The organism is Alteromonas halophila, assembly GCF_014651815.1.
GTDB lineage: Bacteria > Pseudomonadota > Gammaproteobacteria > Enterobacterales > Alteromonadaceae > Alteromonas > Alteromonas halophila.
This window is the reverse complement of the sequence record NZ_BMXP01000005.1, coordinates 187,699-201,868: the sequence shown is the minus strand read 5'-3', so window position 1 is coordinate 201,868 and position 14,170 is coordinate 187,699. Positions and strand designations below refer to the sequence as shown.

Below are 14,170 nucleotides of genomic sequence, written 5' to 3'. Positions count from 1 at the left end.
TTACTGCTGATTATCTTCCAGCATGCTTTCTAGTTCATCCCAGCGCGCATACTTCTGGGATAGCGTGGATTCTATTTCATTTAATTTCGACAGTGTTACAGCTGTCTCGTCTGTGTCCTGCTTAAAGAAATCAGGATGATTCACGGTTTCCTGAAGCGTATCAAGCTCTGCTTCAAGTTGCTCTATTTGTGCGGGTAACCCTGCCAGCTCCCGATCATCTTTATATGATAACTTTTTAGACTTGCGGGGAGAAGCCTTTGCCTTCTGACTCTGGCTTTGTGAATTAGTTTCATTGGGCCGACTGTCTTTTTGAAACTGCTTTTCAGTCTCCCGTTGCTGTTTATACCAGGCTTCCATATCGGTGTAGCCGCCGATGAACTCCCGGCACTGTCCCTTGCCTTCAAACACCAGGCAGCTATCTGCGACATTATCGACAAATTCACGGTCGTGGCTCACCAGCAGAACGGTGCCCTCGTAATTTGCCAGTAACGTTTCCAGCATTTCCAGCGTTTCCACATCCAGATCATTGGTCGGTTCATCCAAAACCAGCACGTTACTGGGTTTAAGCATCAGCTTTGCCAGCATCAGGCGGTTTTTCTCACCGCCTGATAATGAGTGAACCGGTGCGTTAACCCGCTCGGGCGTAAACAAATAGTCCTGCAGGTAACTCATCACATGCCGGGGATGGCCATTGACCATTAAATCGCGTTTTCCGTCCCCTACCGCATCGATCACGGATTTATCCAGCTCCAGCTGGTCGCGGTGCTGATCAAAATACGCAACTTCCAAATTTGTGCCCCGCCGGCATTGGCCACTATCAGCAGTTAGATCGCCCAGTAACAGTTTAATCAGGGTACTTTTTCCACAGCCGTTGGGGCCGATCAGTGCCAGTTTGTCACCACGCAACACGTTTAAATCGAGGTGACTCACAATCGACTTGTCGCCAATAGCATAGCTGAGGTCTGAGACTTCAAATACCATTTTGCCGGAGCGGCCGCCTTTATTCTGTGATACCAGCGCACTTCCCTGAGAGTCACGCCGCGCCTTACGTTGTTCACGCAGCTTTTTCAGTGCCCTTACCCGGCCCTCGTTACGGGTACGACGGGCCTTTATGCCCTGCCGGATCCAGGTCTCTTCCTGTGCCAGCTTTTTATCAAACTCTGCATTGTGGCTGGCCTCTACTTCCAGGTCTTCGCGCTTTTTCTTCATATACTGCGCATAATCGCCAGGATAGCTGGTAAGCTGACCCCGATCTAAATCCACAATGCGGGTTGCCATACTGCGGATAAAAGCCCGATCGTGGCTGACGAACACCACAGCGCCCTGATAGTGTTTCAGGCTGCTCTCGAGCCAGCGGATCATATCGATATCCAGGTGGTTAGTCGGCTCATCAAGGAGTAATAAATCCGGTGAACGAACCAACGCTCTGGCCAGCGCTGCCTTTCGCCGCCAACCCCCGGATAATGTGTTCAGCGCCGTGTCCCCATTGAGTTTGAGCATGGTCAGGGTTTGTTCAATTTGTTGCTCAAATTGCCACGCCCCTCTGGCTTCCAGTTCTTCCTGGAGCGTCTGCAACCGATTCAGGTTTTTCTCACTAGGGTCTTCGGCGACCAGCCGGGTCTGCCTGAAGTAGGTTTTAAGCGTATCACCAACATCCTCGAGCCCTTCGGCGACATAATCAAACAGTGACACATCGGTCGTCTGTGGCGGATCCTGCTCCAGCCGGGCAATCACAGTGTTGGACTCTATGATGCGCTGACCGTCATCCGGGATCACATCGCCGGCGATGACTTTCATCAGCGTGGATTTACCACTGCCGTTGCGCCCGACCAGACATACCCGCTCACCAGGCTGTACGATCAGCTCAACCCCATCTAACAATGGCGGGGTGCCGTAAATAACGCTTATATTTTTAAGCTGCATCAAACTCAATGCACGAACTCCTCAATATCTGCAGCACTGAATGGCCAGCCAAGTTCCTGCCCGTTATCGGCGCGCTGAAGCACCGGGATCCTCACTGCATACCGGTGATACCAGTCGTGATCATTACGAATATTCCGGGTCTCGATTGTCACTTGCTCAGCGCATGCTGACAGGTTTAATTCTTCGATAGCCAAATCACACAAGCTGCAATTTGGTCCAGTGTAAAAGTACAGTTTCATCGGGTCAGGATCCAACATTGATGGATTGCGGTATTGCGCGAAAAGTCTTCAGGAATGGTTTTACGTGATATATCTTCAATCGCAAAGCCTGCCTCAGACAGGGCTTTATGATCAAGTTTGAAGCCCCGCTTATTATTTGAAAATACGATTTGCCCCTTCTCACGCAATCGCGAATAGGCGGCCTGTAAAAGTGCAACATGGTCACGCTGTACATCCCAGGTCGACTGCATACGCTTTGAATTTGAAAAGGAAGGCGGATCGATAAACATCAGATCATAGGTGCCGTTGTGACCGTCCAACCATTGCGTACAGTCGGCCTGTATAAATGCATAGGCGCCGTTAAGCTTATTAAGCCGGAAGTTCTGTTTTGCCCAGTCAAGATAGGTATTGGACATGTCCACTGAAGTCACAGAACGCGCGCCGCCCTGCGCAGCAAACACGGATACACTGCCGGTATAGCAAAACAGGTTCAGTACATCTTTGTCTTTCGCACGTTCACGCACAAGCTGCCGGGTAATACGGTGGTCAAGAAACAGACCGGTATCCAGATAATCCGTCAGGTTAACCAGAAACCGCGCTCCATTCTCGAACACTTCTCGCGTCTGCTGAGCTTTGTCCAGTTTTTCGTATTGCTGACTGCCCTTCTGCTGCGCCCGTACTTTAAGCGCAATGTTTTTAGCGGAAACTCCGGTGACGGCTGGCAGGTGAAGTAACGCTTCCTGCAGACGGCGACGGGCTTTTTCTTCCGGAATGTTTTTCGGTGGCGCGTATTCCTGCACGACCAGGTAATCATCATAGCGATCAACCGCCACATTGTACTCGGGAAGATCGGCATCGTAGATACGATAGCAATTGGTTTGCTGTTTTTTTAGCCAGCCTTTGAGGCGTTTAAGGTTTTTTCTGACCCGGTTGGCAAACGGATGATCGTCAGCATCTGCTCCAAACTGCGCCAGGTTCTCGCTTTCCAGCGCAAAATTAAGTAGCTGACAGGCCAGTTTACCATTATTCATCGCATAGGCTTTGCTGGCCCGTAGCTTCATGACGCGCATCAGATCGCGGTTACTGGTAAGCAGTGTGAGCTTCCACCCTGACCAGTTACCTTTCAGGTGTTTCCCCCACTCAGAAAAGAGCGGAATAAGATCGGTAAGCTCGCCCAGCCGCTCACCATAAGGCGGATTCGACACAATATACCCTGGCTGCTGTGATGTGGGTGTCACGTTTCGTGCATCCTGCACGGAAAACGCAATGTCCTGATACACGCCAGCGACATCTGCATTTTTACGCGCCATCGCGATCATTTTTTTACTGTTATCACAGGCCTGTATCGGTATACCAGCGCTGGCCTTTTGTTGACTGAGCGCGTCACTGACCAGCGTTTCCCACGTTGCCTGCTGATGACCAAGCCACTGACTGAAGCCCCAGTAATCTCGTTTAATCCCTGGTGCAATATTACGGGCAATGTAAGCGGCTTCTATAGCAATTGTGCCGGAGCCACACATAGGATCGACAAGTGCAGCATTGTGAGCATCAACCCAGCCGCTGCGCATCAGCATGGCGCACGCAAGATGCTCTTTAAGCGGCGCAGCGCCGGTGTCCTGACGGTACGCCCGCTGATGTAGACTGGCGCCCGCCAAATCAATGCCAATGGTCACCGTGTCTTTACGTAGTCGGGCATACACAGGAATGTCTGGCTGCTGACGCGCAACTGATGGGCGTTTTCCTTCTAACTCGGTAAACTGATCAACAATTGCGTCTTTAACCCGCACAGCCCCGAACTGGGTATTATTGATTTCACGGCTGCTACCCACAAAGTGTACGCTCAACGTGTGGTTTACCGTCATTTGCATGGGCCAGTCAATACTGTCTGCAGTGGCATACAGGCTATCTGCATCTTTCGCCGGGCCTTCGGCCAGCACCCATACCACACGATTGGCAAGCCGCGACCATAAGCAAAGCGTATAGGCATCGCTGAGCGAGCCCTGTACCTGGATCACACCGGCACGCAGCTTAGCATCAGCTGACGGGCACAGACGGGCAACCTCGTCGAGTAAAAGCTCATCCAGCCCCTTGCTGGTCGTAACAAAAAACGTATTCATAACACTCCGTAAAACACGACTTCAGCGTATTTATATTTCCCGACAAATGCGACGGATGAGCTCCGGCCCCTGATAAATGAGGGCACTGTAAACCTGTACCAACGACGCACCGGCGTCCAGCCTGTCCTTGGCTGCCTGCGGTGAATCAATCCCCCCTACTCCTATAATAGGAAGGGCACGATCCAGCGCCGCAGATAATTTGCGGGTTACATCCAGACTTTTATCGGTCAGTACACTACCGCTTAAGCCGCCTGCCTCATCACTGTATTTAAGGCCGGTTACCGTATCACGGCTAAGGGTGGTGTTGGTGGCTATCACGCCATCCATTTTGGTATTGATGAGCGAACGGGCAATACTGGTAATTTCGTCATCGCTTAAGTCCGGGGCAATTTTGATAAATAAAGGCACATATTTGCTGTGCGTCTGACACAGGGTTTCCTGCGCAGCTTTTAAGCCCCTTAGCAGCTTGTCGAGCGCCTCGCCATACTGCAAATTGCGTAAACCGGGCGTATTCGGGGATGAAATATTCACCGTCACGTAACTGGCATATGGGTAGACCTTATTCAGACACGTCAGGTAATCATCCAGCGCGTGCTGTTCCTCAGTGTCTTTATTTTTACCGATATTGATTCCCACCGGTCCGCTAAAGCGGCTGTTACGCACCTGTTCAATGAGGTAATCCACGCCCTTGTTGTTAAAGCCCATACGATTGATAATCGCCTGCTTTTCCGGCAAGCGAAATAAGCGTGGCTTCGGATTGCCTGGCTGGGGACGTGGCGTAACGGTGCCAACTTCTACAAAGCCAAATCCCATACTGGCAAAGGCATCAATGCACTCTCCGTTCTTATCCAGGCCAGCGGCCAGGCCCAGCGGATTATCAAAGGTGATCCCCGCTACCGTTACCGGGTGCTTTCGGGTTTGCTGACTGTACAGCCAGTTCAGGGGGCTGTGCTGGGTTTTTTTTAGCCAGTTGATGGTGAGGTCATGGCTTTTTTCGGGTTCACACTGAAGCAACAGCTTTTGTGCAAGTGATTGCATCATCGGCAATGGGCCTTTTATTCGCAGAAAAACCAGGCGACGAAATGCCTGCAGGCCCCGTCTCACCCGGTTTTACCAATACTTATAAAAAAGCCCTGCAGAACAGGGCTTAAATCTGTAACGCGCTATTTTACTAATTCGACTTTACGCTTAAAAGCATCAATTCACGCAATGCGACAGAAAACTTCGCAAATTCGTGGGTTGCCGAGGTTTTGAACTCCGACATCATCTGATACCAGCGTTTTAACAGCGCCTGATTACTGTCCATCCAGGAGTCCAGAATATCATCTGCGTCTGTGCCTGTCTCACGTGATGCCAGAAGGTTCGCCGTAATTGAGCGCTGTTGCCAGTCCAGTTCCTCACGGTATGACGCCCGGGCCAGTGCCTGCCAGTGGTTACTGACGGCCTGTGCATTGATTTGATCGAGGAACCAGTGTAGCTCAAGCCGCGAGCCGAGCTGAAAATACAGCTTCGCAATCACTGAAGTATCGTGCTCACAACTGTCATCGATTTGGGCCAGATCCAGACTTGAGAACATGTTGGAGAAGCTCGCCACCTGATAAGCTATATCACCGGGTACACCTTTATCAATATAGCGACTGGTGGCCTTTTCAAGCTGCGCATACTCGTCTTCGACAAGATAGTGTTCAAGGTTCTTAGACAGGTTATCAAACGTGCCACGATAGTTGGCAATGGCCTCTTCAATGCTTGCCGATTTATTGCCGTGACGGATATACCAGCGTGCTGAACGCCGCATGGTACGACGTGCCGCTTCCAGCATTTCTAACTGCAGTTGCGCTGAAATGGTGTTGTCGAGCGACTCAATTTTCTTCCACAGCTCATCAATATTGAATATGCCACGAACAATCGCGTACGCATTGGCAATTTCATCCACGGTTGCACCGGTTTCTTCCTGCATGCGGAAAACAAAATTCAGGCCCATGTCGTTGACCATGTTATTGGTCAGTTTGGTGGCGATGATCTCGCTACGCAGCGGGTGCTGTTGCATGTGATCGCTGAATTTTTCACGCAGCACTTTGGGGAAAGCCTCAATCAGCAACTTGCTATGGAACGGATTATCCGTAATTTCCGGAATATTCAGGGCGTCCTTAAGTACCATTTTGCCATACGCAATCAGCACGCTTAGTTCAGGGCGTGTAAGGCCCTGGCCGGAGGCCACACGGTCGGATATTTCATCATCACTGGGGATAAACTCAAGTTCACGGTTAAGTGCACCATCACGCTCAAGCCCATGAATAAACCGCGTCTGCTCTTTGAGTACGCTGACTCCTGGTAATTCGGTGATCGAAATCGATTGCGTCTGACGGTAGCAGTCCTTGATTACAATTTTCGATACATCATCGGTCATATCGTAAAGCAGCTTATTGCGCTGCTTGAGCGTCAGATCGCCATTGTTGACCAGGCTATTGAGCAGGATCTTGATATTGACTTCATTATCCGAGCAGTCCACACCGCCCACGTTATCAATGAAGTCGGTATTGACTCGGCCACCATTGCTGGCGTATTCGATGCGCCCCAACTGGGTCAGCCCAAGGTTACCGCCCTCACCGACAATTTTTGCGTTGACATCGCAGCCATTGACGCGCAAGTCGTCGTTAGCACGATCGCCAACCTCGGAGTGCGACTCCTTTTTGCTCTTAATATACGTGCCGATACCGCCATTCCAAATCAGGTCGACAGACATTTTCAGCATATTATGAATAAGTTCGTTGGGCGTCATGGTCATCTGACGGGTGCCCAGCCACTTTTTCATTTCCGCTGTCAGCTTAATGCTCTTTGAGGCGCGACTGAAGATTCCGCCGCCTTTGGAGATCAGTTTTTGATCGTAGTCTTCCCAGGTAAGACGCGGGTTCTCAAACAAACGTTCGCGCTCTTTGTAACTGGCTTCGGTATCCGGGTTGGGGTCGAAGAAAATGTGCATATGGTTAAAGGCACCAATTAAGCGTGTATGACGGGACAGCAGCATACCGTTACCGAAGACGTCGCCGGCCATATCGCCAATCGCCACACAGGTGAAGTCGGTCGTCTGGCAATCTACGCCGATTTCACGGAAGTGACGTTTCACCGATTCCCACGCGCCGCGGGCGGTGATCCCCATTTTCTTATGGTCATACCCAATACTGCCGCCTGATGCGAAGGCATCCCCCATCCAGAAGTTGTATTCTTCAGAGATAGAGTTGGCGATATCGGAGAAAGTCGCCGTGCCTTTATCGGCGGCCACGACCAGGTACGGATCGTCCTCATCCAGACGCACGACATGTTCGGGCGGCACCACTTCGCCATTTACGATATTGTCAGTAATGTCCAGCAGGCTGCGAATAAACGTACGGTAACAGGCCTGACCTTCGGCCTGCATAGCTTCACGACCCTGTCCAACAGGCAGCTTCTTGCAGACAAAGCCGCCCTTCGCGCCGACCGGCACAATAACGGTGTTTTTAACCTGCTGCGCTTTCACCAGGCCAAGAATTTCCGTACGGAAGTCTTCCTGACGATCAGACCAGCGCAGGCCACCACGGGCAACTTTACCGCCACGCAGGTGTACACCCTCGACACGCGGACTGTACACAAAAATCTCGAATTTAGGCCGCGGCAACGGCATGTCAGGAATAAGTTCTGGCAGCATTTTAAACGACACATAAGGCTTTTCACTGCCGCCTTCGTCAGGCTGGAAGAAGTTGGTGCGCAAGGTAGCCTGCATCAGGTCCAGATAACGACGGATAATACGATCATCATCCAGGTTGCTGACGTTATCGAGCTGCTCTTTTATTTCGTCTAAGGTCGCATCCTGCTTTTTCTGATTGCGTTTTTTCGACGGATCAAAGCGCAAGTCGAAGAACTCAACCAGTAATCGCGCAATTTCCGGGTAGTTGGCCAGCGTATTGGCAATGTAATCACGACTGAATGAACTGCCGGTCTGGCGCATGTATTTGGCATAAGCGCGCAAAATGGTAACCCGGCGACCGGTCAGACTGGCGCCCAGAATAAGCCGGTTGAAGGCATCGTCTTCCAGCGTGTTATACCAGACCTTGGCGAAGGCATCCTGAAACAGGTTCTGCGCCTGTTCCATATTGAAATGCTGAATACGCTGGTGCAGCATGGTGAAGTCCATCACCCAGTTACGCTCTCCCTCAGCACAGGTAACTTTATACGGACTCTCGTCAACGACACGCAATCCAAAGTTTTCCAGCATGGGTAACACGTCGGACAAATGAATAGGCTCGGCGCGGTGAAAAAGCTTAAGTTTTACTATTTCGCTGTCTGATGCTTCTTCCTGCGGCCGGTAAAACAACATGTCGAGCGTATGGTTATCATCCAGCTGCTCAAGTTTGCCGATATCCACCAGGGCATCGCTTGGCAGATTATGTTCCATGTAGCTGCGCGTGAAGGCGTTATTGTACTTGCGTTCCAGTGCTTTGCCGTTTGCCTCGCCATGTGCCGCGGTAATGGCAGCGGCCAGACGGTCGTTCCAGGTCTTGGTCAGCTCAATAATGTTATTTTCGATTTCCTTCACGTCATATTCCGCATTGTTATCTTTGACCCGGGCGATGTAGTGCGTACGTGCGTACACCGACTCTGAAAAGAAGGTCGTAAATTCGACTTCACCTTCGGCATTCAGCGATGAGCTCAGCAGCGCCTGTGTTTCTTTGCGCAGTTGCGTGTTATAGCGCTCCCGCGGCACAAACACCATGCAGGAAAAAAAGCGTCCGAAAATGTCTTTGCGGACAAACAGCCGGGATATACCACGCTCCTGCATCTGAAAAATACCCATCACGATTTGCGCCAGTTCCTGTGCCGGCGTCTGCAGCAATTCATCCCGGGGGTAGGTCTCTACGATATTCACAAAGGCCTTATAAGCATGGGTGCCTGGTTCAAAACCTGAGAGGTCACATACCTGTTGAATTTTTTCACGAAGAATAGGCAGCTGTGTCACACTCTGGTTATAGAAAGACGCGGAATAAAGGCCAAGGAAACGATGCTCGCCTACTACCTGCCCGTCTTTGTTAAACACCTTCACGCCGATGTAGTCCATGTAAGCCGGACGGTGCACGCGGGAACGCGAATTAGTTTTGGTCAGAATTAACGGATTGTCGCTTAATGCTTCTTCTCTGGCCGATGAGGGCAGTTTGGATAATAACCGCTCTTTATCGTTAATGGAGTTTTTCATCAGACCGAGGCTGCTGTCGTTATCCGGGATCCAGCGGTGGTCCCCTTCAATCGCTTTCACATCGTAATAGCGATAGCCCATCAGCGTGAAGTTATGATCAGCCAGCCACTCCAAGAACTTGCGGGTTTGTGCCTGCTGGTCGTCACTCACGGGCCAGTGCATCGCGTCCGGCTTTTTGATGACAGCATGCAGGCTGTCGGTCATATCCTGCCAGTCATTGACGGCAAGCGATACTTCGTCGACGACGGAGTTCAGTTCTTTGGTCAGCGCATCAATGTCTTTTTTGGACGTCTGACGGTCAATCTCAATAAACAGAACGGTTTCTTTTTGTGTGGTCTTTTTACTTTGTCCAGGCTCTACGAAGTTAGTGATTTTATTGTCTTTGTCACGTTCCAGACCAATAGGAGAATGCAGGAACAAATGCGCCGTGATCCCCATGCGGTTGAGCGCCATGCGTACCGAGTCCACCAAGAACGGCATATCTTTGACAATAATTTCAACAATGGTGTGGCTGGAGTGCCAGCCGTGCTTGGCAATTTCTGGATTGAACACACGAATATACATGCTTTCACTGTCAAAGTTGTCTAACGCATGCCACAGGCTCAGCGTAGCGCCATATAAATCGCTGTCGTTACGGTGTTCAAGATCATCACTGGAGATATTTTTATAAAGCAGCTGACCAAAAGTCGTTACCAGGCTTTTCTGCTTCGCATCCACTTTCTTGTTGATAAGTGAAAACACATTATCAAGCAATACTGAGTGTCGCTTAGACGTGACTGTCATTCTTAAACCTTATTATTTTGAGTGCAGGGACAAATTTCCGGTAATGATACCTGTTCAGTGACGCCTTCCCCATAGCCAAATCACTGGTCTGCGGTGTGTTGTTTGTCTCACACCAGCTAACCTTGTGACGCTGGTAATGAGATTAATGTGTTAAAACGCTGTTGTAGGGCACTGAGATCACGCGCATCAGTCATCCGGAATGCATCATATTCTCGCTAAAACCTGAACGCTTTAAAAGCCCCTTTTTAACCGAATATTAACAGCTTAGATAAGTATGCAGGAATGGGCGATAAAAAAGGGCCAAAAGGCCCTTTTCGATGCGTAGCTATGCAAAATATTTTTTCCGTTTTGCATTGAGTGAATACGGAATGCACAGCGGCGGCAGCCTTGGCCACCGCAGCGTGTGCTTGCCTTACTCGCTACGGCGCCACCACAGAAAACGTGACAGCGCAGGCAGGACGATAATGGCACCCAGCATGTTAACCAGGAACATAAACGTCAGCAGAATACCCATGTCCATCTGGAATTTCAGTGATGAGAAGACCCAGGTACTCACCCCGATGGCGAGCGTGATGCCAGTAAACAGCACCGCACTGCCCCGCTCTTTCAGCGCCGCCATATAGGCTTCCTGTACGGTTGCGCCCTTCTTCAGCATCAGGCTCTTGGTCGACAGTATATAAATACCGTAATCAACCCCGATACCAACACCAAGTGCAATCACTGGCAATGTGGAGACCGTTAATCCGATTTCCAGCAGTGTCATTAAGGCCTGGGCAAGCACGGATACGACATACAGAGGCACCACCACAACCAGTGTTGCACGTAGTGAGCGGAAGCTGATAAGACATAGCGCAATGACGGCACCAAAGACATACGCCATCATTGGTGTCTGCGCTGCTTTAACGGCTTCGTTGGTGGCTGCCATTACACCGACTGGGCCTGACGCGAGACTAAACTTCAAGTCGTCCGTCTCATACTCAGTGCGGTAGTCTTTAACAGCATCCACAACCCGGGAAATGGTTTCGGCTTTATGGTCCTGCATAAACAGGATCACCGGCATCACCGAACAGTTCCCGTTCAGCAAGCCCGATGAGGTAGGTACCCGGGCAATGGCCTGTACCAGTGTTTGCTGATTGCGCGGCAACACCTGCCATTTCACATTACCTTCGTTATATCCGGCGTTTACCGTCTTGGCGACGGATGCCAGAGAAACTGCAGACTGTACGCCCTGTACGTTACGCATCTTCCACTGAAAATCATCAATGGCTTTCATCACGCTATGAGAAGTACAGGCTTCAGGTGTGGTTTCTACCAGCACCGAGATGTAGTCGACGGTGACCTCGTACTTGTCAGTAATAAGGAAGGTATCCTGATTGTAACGAGAAGACTCATGCAGTGCAGGCGCACCCGCATGCAAATCGCCAATCTTCATTTGCTGAGACTGGATAAAGCCAAACACAAACAGCACACCGGTTACAATCAGAATAACCGTCGCCGGCCCTTTGTTGGAACAGGCTGCAATGAGGCTCCAGAATTTACTCGTATGGCTTTCCTTTCCTTCAAACTTTTTCACATAGTCGCGATCAAGCTTCAAAAAGCTCATCAATACCGGCAGCAGGAACAGGTTGGTTAGGATAATCACCGCCACACCCATACTCGCGGTAATAGCCAGTTCACGGATAATGCCAATGTCAATGACCAGCAAGGTCATAAAGCCGACTGTATCGGATAACAGGGCAATACCGCCTGGCACCAGTAACCGTCTGAACGCTACCATCGACGCCTTTTTCGCGCCCATGCCAGACACAGCCTGCTTCTCAACCGCGTTAATCATCTGCACGCCATGACTGACGCCAATAGCAAACACCAAAAAGGGTACCAGTATGGACATCGGGTCCATGCCAAAACCAAGGGTCGTCAGCAAGCCCAATTGCCAAATCACGGCAATCAGGGAGCACAACAGTGGCAGTACGGTGAGCATAATACTACGTGAGAAGAAGTAGACCATGATGGCGGTAATCGCGATAGCAATCGCGAAGAAAAACAGCACGTCTTTCGCGCCGTCGGCCACATCGCCAATCATTTTGGCGAACCCAATAATATGAATGGAGATTTGATCGCTTTCGTACTTATCACGAAGCTGTTTTTCCAGCTCGCCAGCCAGTGCCAGTGTATCCAGTGGTTCTCCGGTTTCAGGATCGATTTCCAGCAACTGGGCCGTCACCATTGCACAGCTGTAATCATTGGATACCTGTCTGCCAACGATGTTGGCTTTTTCGATATTCGCCGCAACCAGGTCCAGTGCGTCGGGGTTTGCGGAGTTAAAGTCGGCCGGAATGACCGGGCCGCCAGCAAAGCCCCCTTCTACAATTTCCGTAAAACGCGTTGAAGGTGAAAAGAGTGAGACAACCAGCGAGCGGTCGACACCGTTAATGAAAAACAACTGGTCATGGACATTTTTCAGCGTATCGAAAAAGTTCTGGTTGAAAATATTGCCATCTTTGTCACAAACCGACACCAGAATACTATTGGCCCCACCAAAATCTTCGCGGTACTGCATATACGTCTGCATGTACTCATGATTGAGGGGGATGTTTTTCTCGAAACCTGCATCCAGACGCATATTGGATGCCTGATAGCCGAGAAACACGGTCGCCAGTACAAACAGGAATACGACCAGTTTGCGCTGGGAAAAAATCAAACGTTCAATTACTTCGGTCATAGGTCAGATGGTCACTCTTTTTCTAAATTTAGTGTTTTTATGCCACTGGCCGATACCGCAATGGTCTGGCCATTAAATTGCGCAGCATTTACCAGTGCGGCTTTATCTTCCACCTGGCGCTTTGACACCCCTTCAGCCGGCGTACAATCCAGTGGATTGGCATAAGGATCGACTTCACTGACTGGCAGCGGGCGCGTCGCTGAGACAAGCATGCCGTTGTTACCGAGTGAAACCACACGGGAATCAGACGCAACCAGAATAGAATTTAAGGTGCTGGTTGAGCAGGTATTAACAAATTCCCAGTTATCATTGTTACGCATAACAAACATATTGCCGCGCAAGCCAACGGCGAGTACCGCTTCCTCATCGAGTGGTTTGATATCGAAAAAAGAGCCCGTGTAATCTACGTCATAGCGTTGCCAGCTCTGCCCTTTGTCGTCGCTGTGTGCAAGTAAACCGGCTTCACCGGCCAGGTAGAGCGTCCCATCGTCAAAGGTAACCCGATTGATGTGCGGCAAAATAGAGTTAAGCTCCTGCTGATAAAACTCCTCACTTTCCTCGCGTACACTTTCCAGGTATTCAAGATCTATGGGCGCCAGTAAACTGGCGTGACGCTCCGCCGACCAGTTCTGACCGCCGTCTTTAGTGCGGTAAAACAGCCCGTAGGCACCAACGGCGATGCCATGCTCGCTGTCGAAAAAATGCACATCTAAAAAAGGACGTTGCAGGTCGGGTTCAAAATTCTGAATCACCCACGATTTGCCGCGGTCGGAAGAATACAGAATTACCGCATCATGCCCCACTGCCCATACTTCATCGCCGACAATGGTTGTCGCGGTCAGTGTCGATTGGGTCGGGACTGTAGCCTGTTCAAAGGTGTTGCCGTCGGAAGACAGCAGAATGTGACCACGCTCCCCCACAATAACGGCATAGTCAGTAGCGGCGACATCAAGCAGTAACGATTTTTTGACCAATGGCGCCTTAAACGCGTTGTCAGCTACAGCTGTGAAACTTAAGGATGCAGCCAGAGATGCTGCAATAACTTTTTTCATAACTGACCTTATAAAATGAGTTAAGGAATAGGAAAGATAGGATAGATCGTTATTTTGCGTGTCCTGACGTGAATATCATGAAGGCCGGACCGGCAATGTTAACCTACGATTTACTTATCACCCCTAGCATA

Annotated in this window: 7 protein-coding genes; all 7 read right to left on the bottom strand. The window is 50.3% G+C overall.

Annotated features, from left to right (window positions below):
• The 7 genes from uup to IE054_RS11665 all read right to left on the bottom strand — a co-directional run bounded on the left by uup (position 1) and on the right by IE054_RS11665 (position 14,039).
• A complete protein-coding gene (gene uup / locus IE054_RS11695) occupies positions 1 to 1,932 on the bottom strand; it encodes an ATP-binding cassette ATPase Uup (RefSeq protein WP_189406628.1) in 1,932 nt (643 codons plus the stop codon).
• Positions 1,929 to 2,162, bottom strand: coding sequence for a glutaredoxin family protein (locus IE054_RS11690; RefSeq protein WP_189406627.1), 234 nt, complete (start codon positions 2,160 to 2,162; stop codon positions 1,929 to 1,931). The genes uup and IE054_RS11690 overlap by 4 nt, the downstream gene beginning before the upstream one ends.
• Positions 2,159 to 4,258: a bifunctional 23S rRNA (guanine(2069)-N(7))-methyltransferase RlmK/23S rRNA (guanine(2445)-N(2))-methyltransferase RlmL gene (gene rlmKL / locus IE054_RS11685; protein ID WP_189406626.1), complete on the bottom strand. Its 2,100-nt coding sequence runs from the start codon at positions 4,256 to 4,258 to the stop codon at positions 2,159 to 2,161. Before rlmKL ends, IE054_RS11690 begins: the two co-directional genes overlap by 4 nt.
• A 30-nt stretch (positions 4,259 to 4,288) precedes the next feature.
• A complete protein-coding gene (pyrD, locus tag IE054_RS11680; RefSeq protein ID WP_189406695.1) occupies positions 4,289 to 5,296 on the bottom strand; it encodes a quinone-dependent dihydroorotate dehydrogenase in 1,008 nt (335 codons plus the stop codon).
• Positions 5,297 to 5,429: 133 nt separating this feature from the next.
• A complete protein-coding gene (locus IE054_RS11675; protein WP_189406625.1) occupies positions 5,430 to 10,265 on the bottom strand; it encodes an NAD-glutamate dehydrogenase in 4,836 nt (1,611 codons plus the stop codon).
• Between the two features lie 412 nt (positions 10,266 to 10,677).
• Positions 10,678 to 12,987 carry an efflux RND transporter permease subunit gene (locus IE054_RS11670; RefSeq protein WP_189406624.1) on the bottom strand — a complete coding sequence of 770 codons (2,310 nt, stop codon included), beginning with the start codon at positions 12,985 to 12,987 and terminating at the stop codon, positions 10,678 to 10,680.
• Between the two features lie 11 nt (positions 12,988 to 12,998).
• Entirely contained in the window at positions 12,999 to 14,039 is a 1,041-nt protein-coding gene (locus IE054_RS11665; protein WP_189406623.1) for a WD40/YVTN/BNR-like repeat-containing protein, read from the bottom strand.
• Between the last annotated feature and the right edge of the window lie 131 nt (positions 14,040 to 14,170).

Coding starts and splice junctions, on each gene's coding strand:
- IE054_RS11690 (WP_189406627.1), bottom strand. CDS start 2,162: ATGAAACTGTACTTTTACACTGGACCAAATTGCAGCTTGTGTGATTTG.
- rlmKL (WP_189406626.1), bottom strand. CDS start 4,258: ATGAATACGTTTTTTGTTACGACCAGCAAGGGGCTGGATGAGCTTTTA.
- pyrD (WP_189406695.1), bottom strand. CDS start 5,296: ATGCAATCACTTGCACAAAAGCTGTTGCTTCAGTGTGAACCCGAAAAA.
- IE054_RS11675 (WP_189406625.1), bottom strand. CDS start 10,265: ATGACAGTCACGTCTAAGCGACACTCAGTATTGCTTGATAATGTGTTT.
- IE054_RS11670 (WP_189406624.1), bottom strand. CDS start 12,987: ATGACCGAAGTAATTGAACGTTTGATTTTTTCCCAGCGCAAACTGGTC.
- IE054_RS11665 (WP_189406623.1), bottom strand. CDS start 14,039: ATGAAAAAAGTTATTGCAGCATCTCTGGCTGCATCCTTAAGTTTCACA.